This is a genomic window from Thermomonas sp., assembly GCF_019104945.1.
Classification (GTDB): Bacteria; Pseudomonadota; Gammaproteobacteria; order Xanthomonadales; family Xanthomonadaceae; genus Thermomonas.
Genome location: NZ_JAHRWW010000020.1, coordinates 1 through 18,925 on the forward strand (window position 1 = coordinate 1; position 18,925 = coordinate 18,925).

Consider the following 18,925-nt stretch of genomic DNA (forward strand, 5'->3'; position numbering starts at 1 on the left):
GCGTTAGCCGCGCCGGCATTACCAATGGCGAAGGTGGCCACCGGAATGCCTGCAGGCATCTGCACGATAGACAATAACGAATCCATGCCGTTGAGCGCTTTACTCTGCACCGGCACGCCCAGCACCGGTACGGCGGTTTTAGACGCCAGCATTCCCGGCAAGTGCGCGGCCCCGCCAGCTCCGGCAATAATGGCACGCAGGCCGTGTTCGGCTGCGGTTGCGGCATAGTCAAACAGCACATCAGGCGTGCGGTGGGCCGAAACCACGCGTACTTCGTGCGGCACGCCCAATGCGTCTAATTTTTGCGTGGCGTGCTGCATCGTCTCCCAATCGGAGCGCGAGCCCATCACGATTCCTACCAGCGGCTTTGCATTATTTGTAGCAGACATGAAGGTTTCCGGTCGCTAAAGACGTATTCTAACGGCCCCCGTCAATTCTTGCCTGTCTTATGGATCGCAAGCTACTCGATATTCTCATTTGCCCCGCTACCCGCCAGCCGTTGGCCCTGCTCGATGCCGCCGGGCTAGAGGCGCTTAATCGTGCCATTACAGGTAGCAGCGTCGTGCGCGGCGACGGCAGCCCACAGCGTGACAGCATGCGCGAAGCGCTGATCACCCGCGACCGCAAAACGATTTACCGTCTAGATGACGGCATTCCAGTGCTGCTCGTGGAAGACAGCATCGCGACATCACAGATCGAGGGCTTTCCTGCGACATGAGCCTGAACCTGCTACCGCCGCCAGCGGAAGTCATTGCGGCGAACGTGGCCGCTGCACTGGCCGAGGATCTTGGCCCCGGTGATGCTACGGCTTCGTTACTACAAGACGCGCCCGAAACCGCCTACCTGCTCTGCAAGGAAGATTGCGTCGTTGCCGGGCGGCCATGGTTTGATGCGACCCACCGCGCACTGGATCCAAATGTACGCATCGACTGGCGCTGCGCAGAAGGCGACACGCTGCGTAAAGGGAGCGTCATTGCAACGCTAGAAGGCCGCAGCCGCGCTTTAGTGAGCGCCGAACGCACATCACTCAACTTCTTACAAACACTTTCCGGCACCGCAACCACCACCGCACGCTATGTTGATGCGGTACGCGGCACCGGCGCCAATATTTTGGATACACGCAAAACCCTACCGGGGTTGCGACAAGCGCAAAAATACGCGGTGCGCGCGGGCGGCGGCTGCAATCACCGCATGGCGCTGTATGACGCCGTGATGTTGAAAGAAAACCATATCCGCGTTGCAGGCTCCGTTGCAGCTGCGATTGAACAGGCGCGAGCGCACTACCCCACCTTGCCCCTCATCGTGGAAGTGGAAACACTGCAGGAGCTCGCCGCAGCGTTAGAAACCGGCTGCACGCGCATTTTGATCGACGACTTTACGCCTGCCATGCGCCGCGAAGCCGTGCGTATGGCCAAGAGCGCGCCGTACCTAGGCGGTATCCCGCTAGAAGCCTCGGGCAGCGTGGACCTTTCTACGCTGCGCGGTATCGCCGAAGATGGCGTGGACTATATTTCGATTGGCGCGTTAACCAAGCACGTGCACGCCATTGATTTCTCGCTCAAGCTTGGCCCGCCCCCTCACGCAGACTGATGCCATGCACCCTCTGCTTATATTGATGATCATCGGTACCGCTGGCTTTTTCTTTTTCACCGCAGCCCGCGCCGCCGCCGAGCGCGCCACTGAGATCGGTCGCGACGCCTGCTATGCCGCGGGTGTGCAGTGGCTGGACCAATCCGTACACGCCTCAGGCATGCGCATTCGCCGCAAGCCAGACGGCTGGCTGGGGCTGGAGCGCAGTTTTCGTTTTGAATACTCCGAAGACGGCCACGACCGGCATATCGGAAAAGTGGTGCTGCTGGGCGGAAAATTGGTCGCGTTTAGTGGGCCTACTCGCGCCGCTCAAGCTGTGGTCAGCCAGTTCCCACAGCTCTAAGCAGCACCGCGTGCGGCCTTAGTCTGTCACCACGCGCCCGCGCAACGAGTTCGTTAGCGCTTCGGTGATGGCCACATCCACAAACTGCCCCACCAAGCGCGGGTGGCCGGCAAAGTTCACCGAACGCATATTTTCGGTCTTGCCAGTGAGCTCGTTCGGGTCTTTCTTGGACGGGCCTTCCACCAACACCTTTTGCACGGTGCCCACCATCGCCTGCGAGATCGTTGCTGCGTGCGCGCTGATATGTTTTTGCAGGCGGTCTAAGCGTGCGTGTTTTTCTTCCATACTGGTGGTGTCTTCCAGATCCGCAGCAGGCGTACCGGGGCGACGCGAGAAGATAAACGAGAAACTCTGGTCGAAGCCAACGTCTTGAATCAGCTTCATGGTCTTTTCAAAATCCACCGCCGTTTCGCCGGGGAAGCCCACGATGAAGTCTGACGAAATTGAAATATCCGGCCGCACCGCGCGCAACTTGCGGATCTTCTGCTTGAACTCCAGCGCGGTATAGCCGCGTTTCATTGCCGACAAAATACGGTCACTGCCTGCCTGTACCGGTAGATGCAAGAAGTTGGCAAGCTTAGGCACATCGCGATAGGCCTCGATCAGCGAATCAGAGAACTCCAGCGGGTGCGAGGTGGTGAAACGAATGCGGCCAATGCCGTCAATTTCTGCAATCGCGCGAATCAGCAAGGCTAAATCCGCCGTTTCTCCGCTGTCGCCCAAAGGCCCACGGTAGGCGTTGACGTTCTGCCCCAGCAAATTAATTTCGCGCACGCCTTGCGCCGCCAGCTCCGCCACTTCGGTGAGCACACTTTCAAACGGGCGGCTCATTTCTTCACCACGGGTATAGGGCACCACGCAGTACGAGCAATACTTCGAGCAGCCTTCCATGATCGACACGAAGGCGGTTGGCCCTTCGGCGCGCGGCTCCGGCAGGCGGTCGAACTTCTCAATTTCAGGAAAACTAATATCCACCTGTGGTTGGCCACTGGCCTCACGCTGATGGATCATGTCCGGCAGTCGATGCAGTGTTTGCGGGCCAAACACCAAATCAACATACGGCGCGCGGTCTAGAATGGCAGCGCCTTCTTGAGAGGCCACGCAACCGGCCACGCCAATAATCACCGGGCGATCTTCTTTCTTTAGATGCTTCCACCGTCCCAGCTGGCTAAACACCTTCTCCTGCGCCTTCTCGCGAATGGAGCAGGTATTGATGATGATGACATCGGCTTCTTCGAAGTCGCGTGTCTCCTCCATCCCCTCCTCGGCCACCAGCAGATCGGCCATGCGCGACGAGTCGTACTCGTTCATTTGGCAGCCGTGCGTTTGGATGTAGAACTTTTTGGCGTTCGGGTTGCTGGCGCGCGCCTCCGGCAAGGAGGGCAAAGGATGTAAGTCTGTCATGGCGTGCTCCGGGGCGCGGTTGGGTAATCCGGGCCGGGTGAAAAAAGCAATTTTAGACGGCAAATGCGCGTTCTTGCACATCCATATGAAAAATCAAAGGCTTGCCATCGTGCGGGGAACGCGGGAGACTGCCCGGCATGTTTGGGAGGATTGCCGCCGCCGTTTTGCTGTCTGCGTTAGCGTTTCCGGCTATCGCAGGGTATATCTATCGCTGCGAAAACGCCGACGGAGTAACCAGTTACACCAGCAAACGCCTTTCCGGCACGCGCTGTAAAAAGGTGAGCAGCTACACGCCCACCCGCGCACACGCCACGAAACGCCCAGTCAGCACAGCGCCCGCCCCCGTCTTGGCCGCTGTTCCTGCGCCGAGCGCTAAACCTGATACCCAAGTAGATACCAAGCCCAAGACGCCGGTATCACTTGCCCCACTGCCCGCCCCTATGGCCACCCAAGGCCCACGCGTGATGCGCGGCCAAGTGTATGCGTTTGTGGATAAAAACGGGGTACGCAATTACACCAGCGTGCGTCCTGCGGGGCTGCCCGCATCCTCGGTTCGAACCATTCAGTACAGTTATATCGAGCGCTGCTATGCCTGCGGCGCGCTGCCGGGGGTTAATTTCGGCAGCCTGCGCCTCAACACCACCGCGTATCAAGATGAAATCCGCACGGCGGCGAAGGAGCATGGCGTTGAAGAAGCCATCGTTCGCGCCATTATCCATGCCGAATCGTCGTATAACCCCATGGCCCTTTCCCGCGCTGGAGCGCAGGGACTGATGCAGCTGATGCCCGGCACGGCTAGCCGGTTCGGGGTGAGTAATGCATTTGATGCCACACAGAACATTCGTGGTGGCGTGAAGTATTTAGCCTGGCTGCTCAAACGCTTCAACGGCAACCTGACGCTGGCGGCAGCAGGCTATAACGCGGGAGAAGGTGCGGTAGATAAATACGGCGGAGTCCCCCCCTACAGCGAAACCCAGCGCTATGTGCAACGGGTGGCCGTTTTGGCCGATCGCTATCGGGGTGCACTCAATCCGATGGCATCTCCGTTACGAAATGGATTGTCGGCACGTTAAGCATTCCGTTACACTTCCCCATCTTTCGCGGTTTATGGCGTTTGCCTGTGGCCGCGAGCTAGTTCAGATTCTTTAGATTCGGAGTGCGGGATGGCCAACGAAGAGGTCAACAGCGGCCGGCGTCGATTCCTTACGGCATCCACTACGGTGGTGGGTGCGGTAGGTGCCGGTTTCGCGGCGGTGCCGTTCATTAAATCCTGGAGCCCAAGCGCGCGTGCGCGTTTTGCGGGGGCCCCGGTAACCCAAGACATCAGCTCGCTGGAAGAGGGGCAGCAATTGGTGATCAATTGGCGCGGTCAGCCAATTTTTATCGCTAAGCGCTCTAAAGCGATGCTCGATATTTTGCCGCAGATGGATGCGCTGGTCGCCGACCCCAAGTCGGACGCCTCGGTGCAGCCCACCTATGCGAAAAACGAGAACCGCTCGGTGAAACCCGAGATTTTGGTGCTCATCGGCGTATGTACCCATTTGGGCTGCGCCCCCGAACTGCACGCGGAAATCAAGCCGCAGCCGTTTGACCCGAACTGGAAAGGCGGCTACTTCTGCCCTTGCCATAAGTCGCGATACGACATTTCGGGCCGCGTATATAAGTCACAGCCCGCACCGCTCAACCTGCCGGTGCCGCCGTACTTCTTCCAAGACGACAACACGCTGGTGATTGGCGTTGACCCGAAGGGAGCTGCGTAAATCATGGCGAACAAGATCACTGAAACCGCCTGCACCGTCGCCAATGGGGTGATGGATTGGGTAAACGCGCGCGCGCCCGGCATGATGCCGGTGTACCGCAAGCACATGAGCGAGTACTACGCTCCGAAAAACTTCAATATCTGGTACATCTTCGGCGTGCTGTCGATCGTGGTGTTGGTTAACCAGATTTTGACCGGTATCTTCCTCACCATGCACTTCAAACCGAGCGCAACGGAAGCGTTCAGCTCGGTGGAATACATCATGCGTGATGTGGAATGGGGCTGGCTGATTCGCTACATGCACAGCACCGGCGCCTCGTTGTTCTTTGTCGTGATCTACCTGCATATGTTCCGCGGGCTGATGTACGGCAGTTACCGCAAGCCGCGCGAGTTGGTGTGGCTGCTGGGCATGGTGATCTATCTGGTACTGATGGCCGAAGCCTTCATGGGCTACGTGCTGCCGTGGGGCCAGATGTCCTATTGGGGTGCCAAGGTCATCATTTCACTGTTCGGTGCGATTCCAGTGATTGGCACTGGCCTCACTGAATGGATCATGGGCGATTACAACCCCGGTGATGCAACGCTGAACCGCTTCTTCGCGCTGCACGTTATCGCGATGCCCTTGGTGCTGTTGTTGCTGGTGGTGCTGCATATCTTCGCCCTGCACGAAGTGGGTTCAAACAACCCCGACGGCGTAGAAATCAAGAAGGGTCCTAAGGGCAATCGCTGGTCTGAAAAGGCCCCGGCCGACGGCATTCCGTTCCACCCGTACTACACCGTCAAGGATCTCTTCTTTGTCGGCTGCTTCCTGATGATCGCGGCATTTATCATCTTCTTCGCCCCCACCTTTGGTGGCTGGTTCTTGGAACACGACAACTTCACCGAAGCCAACCCGCTGGTGACGCCGTCGCACATCAAACCGGTGTGGTACTTCACCCCCTACTACGCCATGCTGCGCGTGATCCCCTCGTTCTTTGGGATCAAGCTGTGGGGCGTGTTGGTGATGTTCGGCGCCATCGTGATGCTGTTCCTTGTGCCGTGGCTGGATAAGTCGCCGGTGAAGTCGTACCGCTACCGTGGCCCGCTGAGCTGGGTGATGCTGATGGTGTTCGTGGTCAGCTTCGTCTGGCTGGCTAAGATCGGTGGTGGCCCGGGTACGGACCCAGTAGAAGCCATCATTGGCCGCGTATTGACCTTCCTTTACTTCGCTTTCTTCATCACCATGCCGGTCTGGTCCAAATTGGACAAGACCAAGCCGGTGCCGGAACGGGTGACGATGCATGACTAAGAACTTATTTTCCCGTGTAGCGGTATTTGCCGCAGGCCTGCTCCTGTCAGCCTCCGCCTTCGCAAGCGAAGGTGGCAACCTGCAGCAGTCGGGTGTCGATCTGAACGACAAGGCTTCGCTGCAGCGAGGTGCCGCCCTGTTTATGAACTACTGCAGCGGCTGCCATTCGCTGAAATACGTGCGCTATGCCAGCATTTCGCAGGATCTCGGCCTTACCGAAGACGAGGTAATGAACAACCTCAACTTCAGCGGCGGCAAGATTGGCGATCACGTCACCTCGGCCATGACCCCAGCGATGGGCGTTGCGGCCTTTGGTAAAGCGCCACCGGATCTGAGCTTGATCGCACGCGTGCGCGGCAGCGATTGGATCTACACCTACCTGAAGTCGTTCTATCTGGACGAAAGCCGCCCGGTGGGTTGGAATAACACGCTGTTTGCCAACGTCTCCATGCCGAACCCACTATGGGAGCTGCAGGGCGTGCAGCAGCCGGTGCTAGGCAAGAAGAACGAAGCTGGCGAACTGCCGGTGGAAGGCTTCACCATTAGCCAGCCGGGGACGCAAAATGCCAAGCAGTACGACCAAACCGTGCGTGATATCACTGCCTTCTTGGAGTACGCCGGTGAGCCGGTTGCGCTGAAGCGTCAGAATGTAGGCGTGTGGGCGATCTTGTTCTTGGTGTTCTTCACGTTCATGGCTTGGCTGCTCAAGCGCGAGTTCTGGCGCGACGTACACTGATTCAAATTGCGGCGCTAGGGGCAGGGACGCGCGCCGTAAGGAACGAAACTTGGTGGCTGCCCGCATCCTGCGGGCAGCAGGGGAGCACCTAGCGCGGCTGGGTGCAGGAGTAGTCCTTGATGATGGCTGTGAGTCCTCGCATGCGTAATGCCCTGACCCTGTTTTCTGCTGTCGATGATGTACTTTGTCACCGCGTCCGCTTGGTGCTTGCCGCCAAGGGGGTTACGTACGATTTCGTCGCGGTTGATCCACAAAACCCGCCCGAAGATTTAATCGACCTCAACCCTTACCACTCGGTGCCTACCCTGGTAGAGCGCGATTTAGTGCTGTATGCCGCAAGTGTGGTAAGCGAATACTTAGACGAGCGTTATCCGCATCCGCCGCTGATGCCGGTGGAACCGCTTTCCCGCGCCCGCCTACGCCTCGCCATGCTGCGCATCGAGCACGACTGGGTGCCGCAGGTACAGGCCATTCAAATGGGCAATAAGCAGCAGGCCGAAGCTGGGCGCAAGCGCCTAAAAGAACTGCTGGCGCAGTCGATCCCGCTGTTCAAGGCATACAAGTTCTTCTTGAACCCAGAAATGAGCCTAGCCGATTGCGCGATGGCACCGATTATCTGGCGTTTAGAAGCATTGGGTGTTTCACTTCCAAAAGATGGTAAGGTGATCGAGGAATACGGCAATCGTATTTTCCGTAACCCTGGTTTTGTGCGCAGCCTGACCGATCAAGAAAAGAAGCTGCGTGAATTAACGCTGTAACGAGAAGATAAGAAAGATGGGTGAACCCGTAATGCCGCCGATGACCAGCCAGCGGCCCTATTTGCTGCGTGCGCTGTACGAGTGGATCGTGGATAACGGGATGACGCCCCACATACTGGTGAACGCCTCTGTCTCCGGTGTACGTGTGCCAGCGCATACGGTTAAAGATGGCCAAGTGGTGCTCAATATCGCCGATCGTGCGGTGGGCCACCTGCAAATGGGCAACGATGCCATCACCTTTTCTGCACGTTTTGGCGGCGTTAGCCAAAGCGTTCGCGTTCCGCTTGAAGCTGTCATCGCCGTGTATGCGCGCGAGACTGGGCAAGGCATGGCACTACCCATGGATCAACACCCCGCCGCCGAAGAAGCGGCCGAAGCGGTGCTTGAAGACACATCCGATAACGCGGCATCTACCAAGCCGCAAGACGAGCCACAGCCGCCCACACCGCCCAAACGCGGCAACCATCTGCGCGTGATCAAATAACGCGTTACGCCCTACTCTGCGCGAAATAGATCGCGATAGTCTGCCGCCACCAAGGGGCGCAGCAATTTAGCGGGGACGTCCACAGTTTGGGTGCCATCTGAATACGGCCCCACCTGATACGGTGGAAACACGAAGCGCAGCGCACGAATGCTGCCATCGGCGTTCATCACCGGCTCGAAGCGCGAGAAATTCCGTACTTCGGGCGTTGTCCCTTCGTCGATCATGTGGCTGCTATTGCGCAACTGTTGGGCGCGGTCGTCTGGGCTGAGTTCATCGTCGGCGTCAATGTCCTGAGACAGCCGCGTCATCAGTTGTTCGCGCACATAGGCCGTCACCGGTTTCCAGTTTTGCGAATCCGGAATGAGCTGTTCGGCAGCCAGCATTTGCTGCTGCTGCGGCAACCAAATAAAGCGCTCGACCAGTGGCATGCCGTGCGCACCTCCGGTATAGCTGCTACCTTCTGCCGCAACAGCAACTACCCGCGGCGTTTCAACGAGGGTTGAAAACTGCAGGCTTAAGTCGTAGGGCATCGTAGGCTTTGCATTCTTAAGCCCTGCCACCGCCTGCATTAAATCTTTACGTGCGGCCTCTGCATAGGCGTGCAGTGCAAGTGCAAGTGCCGGGTATTGGGCTGCAGCTTTAGGGTAGCTAATGCCTACGATGTAGCTAGGCGTTGTTTCAATCACATCACGCAGATCGGGTGCAGTCTCTACTGGCGCTGCCTCTGGCTGCGCTACCGTGGGTGCAGCTGGGCCAATCGCTTCTGGCGGTTGCGGGCCTTGCTCGTGTTCACACCCAGCCAGCGCAAGCGCTGCAAGCATGATCAACGAGGGAAGGACTGGTTGCCGAAACATGGAGAAGCACCGCTACGTGTAAGGTGTATGAGTGTCGCATTCACATTATAAGAATTGTATGAATGCCGCCCAAAACAAAACCCGGCCGAAGCCGGGTTTTGAAGTGCGCGATGCGCGGCCGAATTACATCGGCTGCACTTCGTCGGCCTGCAGGCCCTTCTGGCCCTGCACAACCTTGAAGGAGACCTTCTGGCCTTCCTGCAGCGACTTGAAGCCGTTGCCCATGATGGAACGGAAGTGGACGAAAACGTCCGGGCCGGATTCCGGGGTGATGAACCCGAAGCCCTTGGCATCATTGAACCACTTAACGGTACCGGTCTGACGATCCGACATGTTTGTTACTCCTGAAGAACAGTTGAAAATGTAAACACGAACCGGGGAAACCGGCCGCGACTGTCGAGCAAGTGGTAACGCACACGATGAGCGGATCCCTTAGATCTACCGCATCGGGTCACGATGTACCGTGATCCCGCTTGAAACAGTGGAGGCACATTAACCTGTTTTTGAGGATAAATGTGCATTCTTGCAAAGTTTTTTTTCAGACGGGCGTTTTTGCCTACCAATCGGCATGATCGGGCAGCAAGCCGCGTAACTCGGCATCGGTCAAATTCCGCCATTGGCCGGGCTTCAAATGGCCTAATTTAACGTTACCAATACGAGCGCGGTACAGCTGTTTAACGCGGTAGCCAAAATGCGCCGCCATCAGGCGGATCTGCCGGTTCAGACCCTGCGTCAATACGATGCGAAAGCCGAATTTACCTAGCTTTCCGGTCTTGCATGGCAAGGTGGCTTCGCCATGCACCGGCACGCCGCCACGCGCCATCGCGCGTAAAAACTCATCGGTAACGGCGTGATTGACCGCAACCAAATATTCTTTTTCCAGCTTATTTTCCGCACGCAAAATGCGGTTCACGATATCGCCATTGCTGGTAAGCAGAATGAGACCTTCAGAATCCTTATCCAGCCGCCCAATTGGGAAAATGCGCTGCTGGTGCCCCACGAAGTCCACGATATTGCCTTTCACTTCCGTGTCGGTGGTGCAGGTGATGCCCACCGGCTTGTGCAACACGATATAGGTATGCCGACGCTTGCCCTTGGCGGCTAAGCGCGCCTCCAGCTTGTTTCCGTCGATACGGACGTCATCGCCCTCGCCCAGTTCTGCGCCCACGCGGGCGCGCAGGCCGTTGACGGTGACCCGTCCTTCAGCAATTAAACGATCTGCCTCACGGCGAGAGGTAAAGCCGGTATCGGCGATGTGTCGGTTTAGGCGCATAGTTTTGCCATTTTACCGAGGTTCAGCTGAATCACGCCCGCAGCGCGTCAAATTCGGGGTGGCGCTTCATCCAGACATCGGCGTATTCGCATTCTGGTACCACCTTAAAGTTCTGCGTCTGCGCGTACTCCAGCGCAGCCTTCACCAGTGCACCGGCGATACCGCGCCCGCCAATCGCCTTGGGCACGATGGTATGGGTAATGGTGAAGCCGCCCGCAACCGGGACATATTCAACATAGGCCAGCACGCCGTCAACTTCGGTCTGAAAGCGGTGTTCGGCAAGATTGTGCGAAATATCCATCAAGGTCTCCTTCAAAATTAACCGAATAGGTGCTGGGTGAAATGCCCCACGACCGCAGGCTCAAGCAACACGGTAAACAGCACGCCGTAGGCTGCGCCCCACAGGTGCGCGCTGTGGTTGACGTTGTCGTAGCCGCGCCGGTCCATCCAGATGCTATAGCCCACGTAGAGCACGGCAAATAGAAAGGCCGGAATAGGCACTGGGATGGGGAAAATAATCAGCTTGCTCCACGGGTCAAACAAGATGCTGGCAAACAGCACCGCCGAGACTCCGCCACTGGCGCCGAGGCTGCGGTAATTCGGATCGCGCTGGTGTTTCAGATAGGTCGGCAAGATCGAAACCACGATCGCGGACAGATAAAACAGTATGAAACCGAGCGGGCCGATCCAGCCCGCAAACACACGTTCTACCACGCTGCCAAATGACCAGAATGTGATCATATTGAACAAGAGGTGCGTCCAGTCGGCGTGGACGAAGCCGTAGGTCAGCAGGCGCTCGTACTGACGGTTGCGCGCGATTGCGGGCGGCCAGAGGATCAAGCGGCTCAATAGGCGCTGATCGTTAAATGCGCGCCAGCTAATGAAGACCGTCAGCGCGGTAATGATGAGCGTCAAACTCAGGCCCATTCGCTCAGCCCTTCTGCTGCATAGAGTTGTGAAAAGGAGGGGCGCGCCTTCATCTTCGTCGCCAGCGCAGCTAGATGCGGGAAGTGGGTGGCGGGGGTGGCCATCTTGCGGCCAATGCGCATCAGCAAGACAAGGAAGAAGTCCGGCACACTGGGCGCATCACCCAATAGATACGGGCCGTGTGCGGCCAAGTGCGCATCAATACGCTGCCAGTGCTGGGCGGCGCGTTTTTCACACTGTGCTTTCGCCGCTTCGCGCTGCGCCTCACCTGCCAATGCATCGGGGAACCACCAGCCACGCATCAGTGGCTGCACTTCGTTAGCCAGATCAAACATCCACTGCAAAAATGCCATCCGTCGTGGGTCATCCAGTGCAGGCGCAAGCCCTGCCTGCGGGTGACGCTCGGCCAGCCACAGCGCCAACGCCGGGGCCTCGTGGTAGGCCTTGCCATCCACCACCAGCGTGGGCACTACGCCATTGGGGTTGAGCGCCAAATACTCCGGGGACTTCTGCGCATTGCTATCGAAATCAACCAGCCGCAACTCATACGGCATCGCAAATTCAATCATCAACCAGTGCACTAAAAAACTGGCGGAACCGGGGGCGTAGTACAAAATCGTGGACATACTCACCTCAATGAAACAAACGCGCCATGTTCGCATATTTCATTTCTGCCGCATGTGACATAGGCCGCAGCGCGTCCCTGCGCTAACATCCGCCTATTCGTTTGGAGAGAATCGATGCGCCGCTGCCTGCTTGCTCTTGCCCTGCTCACTGCCCTACCCGCTACAGTAAATGCCGCAAAACCCGACCTCAGCACCCAAGCTGAGCGCAGTGGTTACAAACAGACCGGGCGCTATGACGAAGTGATCGCGCTGTGCGATGCGTATCAAAAGGCCTTCCCCAAGGCTGTGCGCTGTTTTGAGTTTGGCGTGAGCCCACAGGGGCGGCCGATGAAGGCGCTGGCGGTGTCCACCACGGGGGCACTTAGCGCAGAAGAGGCGCAAGCCAAGGGCATTCCGGTGGTGCTGGCACAGGGCGGCATCCACGCGGGCGAGATCGATGGCAAGGATGCTGGCTTTGGCTTAGTGCGCGACTTGCTGCAGGGCAAGTCGGGCAAGGGCGTGCTTGATAAGCAGGTACTGCTGTTTGTGCCGGTGTTCAATGTGGATGGGCATGAAAACTTCAAAGCATGGAACCGCCCCAACCAGCGCGGCCCAGAGGAAATGGGCTTTCGCGTCACCGCGCAGCGCTACAACCTCAACCGTGATTATGTAAAAGCCGACGCACCAGAAATGCAGGCCATGCTGGCATTGGTCAACCAGTGGGACCCGGTGGTCACGCTCGATCTACACGTTACTGATGGGGCCAAATTCCGTCACGACATTTCCATTACCGGCGACCCAGTAAACGTAGGCGATGCCGAGCTGCGCACGGCGGGGCAAGCGCTCAAAACCGGCATCCTCGACAAACTCACCGCGCAAGGCTCGCTGCCGGTGGGCTTTTACCCCAGCTTTAACGAATACGACAACCCCGCCTCAGGCTTTACCGAAACTGCCTACCCGCCGCGTTTTTCCAGCGGCTATTTTCCGCTGCGTAACCGGCTGGTGATGCTGATCGAAACCCATTCTTGGCGTACCTACCCCGAGCGTGTGCGCAGCACCTATAACGCGGTTTTAGATGTCTTGGAGCTGGTGGCCGAGCACGGCCCGCAATGGCGCAGCGCTGAGTTTGCCGCCGACGCCCGCGCCGCCCAGTTGGGTGGCCAGCCGGTGGCGCTGGATTACACCACCACCGAAGAAAAACGCATCATCCCTTTCCAGGGTTATGCCTATACTCGCACGCCATCGACGGTGTCTGGTGGCACCATGACTGTGTACGACGAGCGCACCCCGCAGCTGTGGATGCTACCGCTGCGCGACACCATCGTGCCCGCACTTACCGTGACCGCGCCGCAAGGCGGCTACCTCGTACCTAGCGAATACGCGGCATGGGTGGGCAGCAAACTGCGCGAACACGGCATTCAATTTCAAACGCTGGCACAGCCGCTTGCTCAGGCGACGGTTGAAAGCTTCAATGCCGAGACAGTGAAATTTGCTTCAGCCCCCACAGAAGGCCACCAGCGCACCACCCTCACCGGCGCATGGAAAACAAACACCGCAACGCTGGGCGCAGGCGCGCTCTTCGTCCCCATTGCACAGGCCAAAGCGCGCCTAGTGATGGCGATTCTTGAACCGCAAGCCCCCGACTCACTGGCCGCATGGGGCGAGTTCAACAATAGTTTTGAACGCAAAGAATATATGGAAGGCTATGTCGCCGAAGAACAGGCGCGACTGATGCTGGCGAAAGACCCCGCGCTTAAAGCAGAGTTTGAAAAGAAGCTCAAAGACGACCCCGCCTTCGCCAAGAACCCGATGGCGCGACTCAATTTCTTCGAACGCCGCCACCCGGCTTGGGATACACGCTACAACCGCTATCCGGTGTTACGCACTGACCGCATTCCACAATGATCGGGCGCGCATTTCCTTGGCTTCGGGTACTCCTTGCCATTGCGCTGGTGGTGGGCTGGCAGCATTGGAAAGCCCCCACTCCCGCCAGCACAAACCCAGCAACATCCTCCGCGCCGGAGCGTACCGACAATGCCCCGGCAACGACGGGCGCACTCCCCAGCTTTCTTCCGCCCGAAGCGCATACCACGATCACACTGATCCAGCGCGGAGGCCCGTTTCCGCACCGGCAAGACGGCAGCACGTTTGGTAATTTTGAACGCCAGCTACCGCCGCAGCCGCGTGGATGGTATCGCGAATACACGGTGGATACGCCAGGGCTGAACCACCGTGGCGCGCGGCGGATTGTGACCGGCGGCAACCCACCGCGCGAATGGTTTTACACAGAAGACCACTACCGCAGCTTTCGTGCGTTTGACGTCAAAGGACCCGCGCCATGAGTAGCGATGACTTCAGCAACGCACTCACCGACCCACAACAAGCGGGCGTCTTTTTTCTGGTCAATGACGACTTCGCCGGAATTGAACTCATTGCCTCGCAGTCGCCGCTGCGGACGCTGCATATTGCACTTGCGCACTGCACAAACAAAACGACACTGTTACAACGCATCGCTGCGGCATTGGAAACACCGCAGCCGCAAGGCCACAATTGGGATGCACTGGCCGATCAACTACGTGACCTGTCGTGGCTATCACCGCAAGCAGGCTATGTGTTGATCTTTTCGCAAGCGGCTGAGTTCAAAGAGGCCGATCCTGCCAGCTTTGAACTACTGCTTGATATTTTGGATGAAGCAGCCATCTACTGGCAGCTGCAAAACACACCGTTTTGGGCTTTTTTGCTGCTTCCCGATGCTGCTTAGTGGTTTTGCATTCGATGCGTTCATGCATCTCGCGCTAGCATACCCGCATGGCAGATCTCACCTTTCGTAATGCGGTTGCGGCCGATATTCCCGCCCTCGTGGCACTGGTCACTTCGGCCTATCGTGGTGACACCAGCCGCGCAGGCTGGACCACCGAAGCCGACATCTTGGACGGCAACCGCATCGACCCCGACGTACTCGCCACCGACCTTTCCCGCCCGCGCAGCCGCGTACTGTTGGCCGAACGCGCCGGTGCGCTGCTCGCCTGCGCGCATGTAGCCGAAGAAGACGGTGCAGGCTATTTCGGCATGTTTGCCGTACAACCGGGCCTGCAGGGTGGCGGTATTGGCAAACAGCTGCTCAGCGAATGCGAACGCATTGCCCGCACCGAATGGCAGCTTCCGTGCATGCGCATGCAGGTGATTGACCTGCGCGATACGCTGATCGCTTTTTACGAACGCCGGGGCTACCGCCGCACCGGCATTTACAAACCCTTCCCTTACGGTGATGAACGCTTTGGCCAGCCCAAGCGCGATGACCTGCGTTTTGAACTGCTCGAAAAACCCCTGCCTATGGAGACCGCCGCATGAGCGAGACATGGACTTTTGTCTGCACCACGCTTGAACTATTGCCGGGCGAAATGAAAGTGGCGTTCGACGACACCACCGGCACACCGATTGCCGTATTCAATCTTGATGGCATGTTTTACGCGCTGGAAGACCAATGCACGCACGAAGACTTTGAACTCTCTGCCGGGCATTTTGATGCCGGTTCCGGGCAAGTTGAGTGCGTGCTGCATGGGGCGAAGTTTGACGTGCGCGAAGGTACCGCACTGTGCGCGCCCGCGTATGAGCCGGTGGCCAAGTTCCCCGTTAAAGTGGAAGACGGTAAGGTCTATACCCGCGACGATCGCTGAGGCCGAACCTTGACATCACGACATTAGCGCATTCATAGGTTTCATAAGAAAGTAATTGCAAACAAGAATCAGTGCTATTAGTATTTTCAGCACCTAGCTAGTGTGGAACGCGTAGCAACGTCCGCCGCCCGGTTTCCATTCACTTCTTAAGCCCATCCCCTCCTAGCGGGTGGCCGATCTTGTGTGCCCCTATGACTCATATCCAATCTCGCAAACACGCTGCGCCACAGGCGCATGCCCGTCTTCTTTCCACCACATTGACCACCGCGCTGGCACTCGCCGTTCCCGCCGCCCATGCGGCAGATACACCCGGCGCAGACGACGCCAAGAAAACAGCCGCCACGCTCGATAAGGTCGAAGTGCACGGCCTGCATAATTTCGTCACCTCGCCTAAATTCACCCAAACACTGCAAGACACGCCGCAGACGATCCAAGTGATCGGCGAAGACCTGATCAAGCAACAGGGCGCTACCACGCTCACCGAGGCGCTGCGCAATAGTGCGGGTGTGGGCACCTTTTATGCTGGTGAAAACGGCAATACCAGCACCGGCGACGCGCTGTATATGCGCGGTTTCGACACATCCAGCAGTATTTTTGTGGACGGCGTGCGCGACCTCGGCTCGATCTCACGCGATACCTTCAATATCGAACAGATTGAAGTGGTGAAAGGCCCGGCAAGCACCGATACTGGCCGTAGCGCGCCGACAGGTGCCATCAACTTAGTCAGCAAACAGGCTAACTTGAATGCAGCAGCGAGTGCGACGGCTGCTCTTGGTATTGATCGGCAGCGCCGCGCCAGCGCCGATTGGAACACGCGCTTGGGTGAAAACGCAGCACTGCGCTTGAACGCAATGTGGCAAGACAGTGATGTCGTTGGCCGTGATCACGTCAACAATAGCCGAATTGGTTTTGCGCCCTCGCTGGGCCTAGGTTTGAATGGTGCGACGCGCGTTTGGCTGAACTTGCTTTACGTCAAACAAGACAATGTGCCGGACGGTTTTGTCCCCACCATTGGCCTGCCGGGCTGGAGCCCGCAGCCGGGGCTGGAAGCCTTGGTGGGCAAGCCGGTCAACCCTTCTAACTTCTATGGGACGCGCGCCGATCACGACGATGTCACCGCGAAAATGGCAACGCTGCGGCTTGAACACGATATCAGCGAGCATGTAACACTCAGCAATACCCTGCGCTGGGGCAGTACCGACCAAGACTATTTGCTAACGGCGTTTATGAGCACGTCGGGCAATATCACCAAGACCAACCCCAGCGATCCTTCCAGCTATACGCTCAAGCGCAGCATTCCCACCTTCAAGGATCAGCAAAACCGCATTCTGACCAACCAGTTCAATGTGCGCATGGATGCCAACACCGGCTCCGTGCTGCACTTCATCAGTACAGGCTTAGAACTATCGCGGGAAACGCTCGACTCCTATCCACTTGCTGCCACCAATGGCAGCAGCTGGTCACCTGCCAACCTCTATGCCCCAGACTGGAATGCCACCGGTTTGAGCTGGGCGCATAACGGTACGTACAGCCACGGGCGTACGCAAACCGCTTCGCTCTATGCCTTCGATACGCTGAAATTTGGTGAGCATCTATTGGTGACCGCCGGTTTGCGCGCCGATCGCTACCGCACCACATTTAATAGTGCATCGCTTTGCGGCGGGCGCGGCCCGGCCTGCGGCAGCTTGCCAGCCGGTAGTGTTATTGCTATTCCAGAGCTTGAATCCAAAGACACGCTCATCAATGGCAAGTTGGGCGCGTTGTATAAATTCGGCGATAAACACAGCCTGTACGCCAACTGGGCGATCTCGCAGCAACCGCCTGGCGGTGCTTCGCTAGAGCTCAATAGCTCGGCTAGCAATGCCAATAACCCCAAGTTTGAACCGCAAAAAGCACGCACGCTAGAACTTGGTAGCAAATGGAGCCTGCTGGGTGATGCGTTAGCACTGAACTTTGCGCTGTTCGACACCACGGTGAGCAATGAGATCGCCCCCGACCCCACCACCACCGGCAGCTATGTGCAGACCGGGCGTAAGTCGGTGAAAGGGGTGGAAATATCCGCCGTAGGTAGCCTGAGTGAGCATTGGACGCTTTCTGCAGGGCTCAGCCATCTTGATACCGAAGTTGAGGCAGGCAGCTTGGTGTCGGCCGATGGCAGCACCAGCCTGACCTATACGCCCAACGATGCGGCCACTCTGTGGAGTACCTATACCCTCCCCGGCGGGCTGAGCATCGGCGGCGGTGCGCGCTATACCGGCGCACTACACCGTGGCAGAGATGGGGCTGTTGGCACGCCAGTGCTAACGAAATCCTATACCGTCTGGGATGCGCTGCTGTCTTACCCGATCAATGAGCATCTTACCCTGCGCTTGAATGGCTACAACCTGTTCAACAAGGCGTATATCGCATCAATCAACAAGAGCGGCTACCGCTATACGCCAGGCACGCCGCGCACCTTTTTACTGAGCGCCGATATTCGTTTTTAACCTTCAATGGCGCGGTGCATGCCGCCGCGCCATCTTTGGAGCTAGACCGTGCTTCTTCATATTCCCAATGTGCTCACCCCAAGTGAGCTAGAACACCTGCGCCGCACACTTGATGCAACAGCGTGGACCGACGGCCGAGAAACCGTCGGCACGCTTGGTGCGCAGGTCAAACGTAATGAACAGCTTCCCGATGCTTCGCCGGTACGTGCTGAACTGGCGCACATCGTGTTGGCTGCGTTAGCGCGCAACCCGCTGTACTTTGCCGCCGCATTACCGCTTAAAACCCTCACGCCGCGCTTCAACCGTTACGCCAATGGCGGCGAATACGGCTTTCATGTGGATGGCGCAGTGATGCGTGCTGGCAATGAGCAGCATATACGTTCGGACGTGTCTTGCACCCTATTCCTTGCCGATCCGGACGAATACGACGGTGGCGCGCTGATCGTCAGTGATACCTATGGCGAACACGAGGTAAAACTACCCGCTGGAGACGCCATTGTGTACCCCTCCAGCAGTCTGCATCGCGTCACGCCGGTCACACGCGGCGCGCGCGTGGCTTCATTCTTCTGGGTGCAAAGCATGGTGCGTGATGACAGCCAGCGCCGCTTATTGTTTGAAATGGATAGTTCCATCGAGCAGCTACGCGCCACCCAAGCCGATGCAGGCGCAGTCTTGCAACTCACCGGCGTTTATCACAACCTACTCAGGCGCTGGGCGGAAACCTAATAACAGGCTCCGCAC

Annotated in this window: 24 protein-coding genes; 16 read left to right on the forward strand and 8 right to left on the reverse strand. The window is 57.9% G+C overall.

Annotated features, from left to right (window positions below; translation table 11 throughout):
• Positions 1-389: 5-(carboxyamino)imidazole ribonucleotide mutase (gene purE / locus KUL77_RS05775; RefSeq protein ID WP_297144365.1), on the reverse strand; the 389-nt coding region annotated here is incomplete at its 3' end.
• A 59-nt stretch (positions 390-448) separates the two neighbouring features.
• Between purE and KUL77_RS05780 the strand changes: the two genes are divergently transcribed.
• From KUL77_RS05780 to KUL77_RS05790, 3 genes are read left to right on the forward strand one after another with little or no spacing between them, the layout of a single operon-like run.
• Positions 449-718 (forward strand): Trm112 family protein, encoded by a 270-nt coding sequence (locus KUL77_RS05780; RefSeq protein WP_297144367.1) that lies wholly within the window; start codon positions 449-451, stop codon positions 716-718.
• Positions 715-1,590, forward strand: a complete 876-nt coding sequence (nadC, locus tag KUL77_RS05785) for a carboxylating nicotinate-nucleotide diphosphorylase (protein ID WP_297144369.1) — start codon at positions 715-717, stop codon at positions 1,588-1,590. The genes KUL77_RS05780 and nadC overlap by 4 nt, the downstream gene beginning before the upstream one ends.
• Positions 1,591-1,594: 4 nt before the next feature.
• Complete coding sequence (locus KUL77_RS05790) at positions 1,595-1,933, forward strand: DUF3301 domain-containing protein (RefSeq protein ID WP_297144371.1); 339 nt, start codon at positions 1,595-1,597, stop codon at positions 1,931-1,933.
• 18 nt (positions 1,934-1,951) lie between these two features.
• On the opposite strand, the gene miaB is transcribed toward KUL77_RS05790, so the two are convergent.
• Positions 1,952-3,337: a tRNA (N6-isopentenyl adenosine(37)-C2)-methylthiotransferase MiaB gene (gene miaB, locus KUL77_RS05795; protein ID WP_297144373.1), complete on the reverse strand. Its 1,386-nt coding sequence runs from the start codon at positions 3,335-3,337 to the stop codon at positions 1,952-1,954.
• Positions 3,338-3,474: 137 nt separating this feature from the next.
• Between miaB and KUL77_RS05800 the strand changes: the two genes are divergently transcribed.
• The 6 genes from KUL77_RS05800 to KUL77_RS05825 all read left to right on the forward strand — a co-directional run bounded on the left by KUL77_RS05800 (position 3,475) and on the right by KUL77_RS05825 (position 8,362).
• Positions 3,475-4,410, forward strand: a complete 936-nt coding sequence (locus tag KUL77_RS05800; RefSeq protein ID WP_297144375.1) for a transglycosylase SLT domain-containing protein — start codon at positions 3,475-3,477, stop codon at positions 4,408-4,410.
• Positions 4,411-4,500: 90 nt separating this feature from the next.
• Positions 4,501-5,097: a ubiquinol-cytochrome c reductase iron-sulfur subunit gene (petA, locus tag KUL77_RS05805; RefSeq protein ID WP_297144377.1), complete on the forward strand. Its 597-nt coding sequence runs from the start codon at positions 4,501-4,503 to the stop codon at positions 5,095-5,097.
• A gap of 3 nt (positions 5,098-5,100) precedes the next feature.
• Positions 5,101-6,384: a cytochrome bc complex cytochrome b subunit gene (locus tag KUL77_RS05810; RefSeq protein ID WP_297144379.1), complete on the forward strand. Its 1,284-nt coding sequence runs from the start codon at positions 5,101-5,103 to the stop codon at positions 6,382-6,384.
• Complete coding sequence (locus tag KUL77_RS05815) at positions 6,377-7,120, forward strand: cytochrome c1 (RefSeq protein ID WP_297144381.1); 744 nt, start codon at positions 6,377-6,379, stop codon at positions 7,118-7,120. The genes KUL77_RS05810 and KUL77_RS05815 overlap by 8 nt, the downstream gene beginning before the upstream one ends.
• Positions 7,121-7,242: 122 nt before the next feature.
• Positions 7,243-7,878, forward strand: a complete 636-nt coding sequence (locus KUL77_RS05820; protein WP_297144383.1) for a glutathione S-transferase N-terminal domain-containing protein — start codon at positions 7,243-7,245, stop codon at positions 7,876-7,878.
• Between the two features lie 40 nt (positions 7,879-7,918).
• On the forward strand, positions 7,919-8,362 hold the full coding sequence (locus tag KUL77_RS05825) for a ClpXP protease specificity-enhancing factor (RefSeq protein ID WP_297144510.1): 444 nt from the start codon (positions 7,919-7,921) through the stop codon (positions 8,360-8,362).
• A gap of 11 nt (positions 8,363-8,373) precedes the next feature.
• Here the strand turns inward: KUL77_RS05825 and KUL77_RS05830 are convergent, their stop codons facing one another.
• The 6 genes from KUL77_RS05830 to KUL77_RS05855 all read right to left on the reverse strand — a co-directional run bounded on the left by KUL77_RS05830 (position 8,374) and on the right by KUL77_RS05855 (position 12,042).
• The gene (locus KUL77_RS05830; RefSeq protein ID WP_297144384.1) at positions 8,374-9,216 is read right to left on the reverse strand and encodes a DUF3298 and DUF4163 domain-containing protein; all 843 of its coding nucleotides are present in this window, start codon (positions 9,214-9,216) and stop codon (positions 8,374-8,376) included.
• A 123-nt stretch (positions 9,217-9,339) separates the two neighbouring features.
• Complete coding sequence (locus tag KUL77_RS05835) at positions 9,340-9,549, reverse strand: cold-shock protein (protein ID WP_297144385.1); 210 nt, start codon at positions 9,547-9,549, stop codon at positions 9,340-9,342.
• 223 nt (positions 9,550-9,772) lie between these two features.
• Positions 9,773-10,489 carry a pseudouridine synthase gene (locus KUL77_RS05840; RefSeq protein ID WP_297144388.1) on the reverse strand — a complete coding sequence of 239 codons (717 nt, stop codon included), beginning with the start codon at positions 10,487-10,489 and terminating at the stop codon, positions 9,773-9,775.
• A gap of 31 nt (positions 10,490-10,520) precedes the next feature.
• On the reverse strand, positions 10,521-10,790 hold the full coding sequence (locus KUL77_RS05845) for a GNAT family N-acetyltransferase (RefSeq protein ID WP_297144391.1): 270 nt from the start codon (positions 10,788-10,790) through the stop codon (positions 10,521-10,523).
• 17 nt (positions 10,791-10,807) lie between these two features.
• Positions 10,808-11,416 (reverse strand): rhomboid family intramembrane serine protease, encoded by a 609-nt coding sequence (locus tag KUL77_RS05850; RefSeq protein WP_297144393.1) that lies wholly within the window; start codon positions 11,414-11,416, stop codon positions 10,808-10,810.
• Entirely contained in the window at positions 11,407-12,042 is a 636-nt protein-coding gene (locus KUL77_RS05855; RefSeq protein WP_297144395.1) for a glutathione S-transferase family protein, read from the reverse strand. The genes KUL77_RS05850 and KUL77_RS05855 overlap by 10 nt, the downstream gene beginning before the upstream one ends.
• A 114-nt stretch (positions 12,043-12,156) precedes the next feature.
• Here KUL77_RS05855 and KUL77_RS05860 point away from each other — a divergent pair, with 114 nt between their 5' ends.
• The 7 genes from KUL77_RS05860 to KUL77_RS05890 all read left to right on the forward strand — a co-directional run bounded on the left by KUL77_RS05860 (position 12,157) and on the right by KUL77_RS05890 (position 18,910).
• Entirely contained in the window at positions 12,157-13,926 is a 1,770-nt protein-coding gene (locus KUL77_RS05860) for a M14 family metallopeptidase (RefSeq protein WP_297144397.1), read from the forward strand.
• Positions 13,923-14,363 (forward strand): ribonuclease domain-containing protein, encoded by a 441-nt coding sequence (locus KUL77_RS05865; RefSeq protein ID WP_297144399.1) that lies wholly within the window; start codon positions 13,923-13,925, stop codon positions 14,361-14,363. The genes KUL77_RS05860 and KUL77_RS05865 overlap by 4 nt, the downstream gene beginning before the upstream one ends.
• Positions 14,360-14,782 carry a barstar family protein gene (locus KUL77_RS05870; protein WP_297144401.1) on the forward strand — a complete coding sequence of 141 codons (423 nt, stop codon included), beginning with the start codon at positions 14,360-14,362 and terminating at the stop codon, positions 14,780-14,782. Before KUL77_RS05865 ends, KUL77_RS05870 begins: the two co-directional genes overlap by 4 nt.
• Before the next feature lie 47 nt (positions 14,783-14,829).
• Positions 14,830-15,372: a GNAT family N-acetyltransferase gene (locus KUL77_RS05875; RefSeq protein ID WP_297144403.1), complete on the forward strand. Its 543-nt coding sequence runs from the start codon at positions 14,830-14,832 to the stop codon at positions 15,370-15,372.
• Complete coding sequence (locus KUL77_RS05880; RefSeq protein ID WP_297144405.1) at positions 15,369-15,698, forward strand: non-heme iron oxygenase ferredoxin subunit; 330 nt, start codon at positions 15,369-15,371, stop codon at positions 15,696-15,698. Before KUL77_RS05875 ends, KUL77_RS05880 begins: the two co-directional genes overlap by 4 nt.
• 191 nt (positions 15,699-15,889) lie before the next feature.
• Positions 15,890-18,184, forward strand: coding sequence for a catecholate siderophore receptor Fiu (locus KUL77_RS05885; protein WP_297144406.1), 2,295 nt, complete (start codon positions 15,890-15,892; stop codon positions 18,182-18,184).
• Positions 18,185-18,232: 48 nt separating this feature from the next.
• Complete coding sequence (locus tag KUL77_RS05890) at positions 18,233-18,910, forward strand: Fe2+-dependent dioxygenase (RefSeq protein WP_297144426.1); 678 nt, start codon at positions 18,233-18,235, stop codon at positions 18,908-18,910.
• The last annotated feature ends 15 nt before the right edge of the window (positions 18,911-18,925 follow it).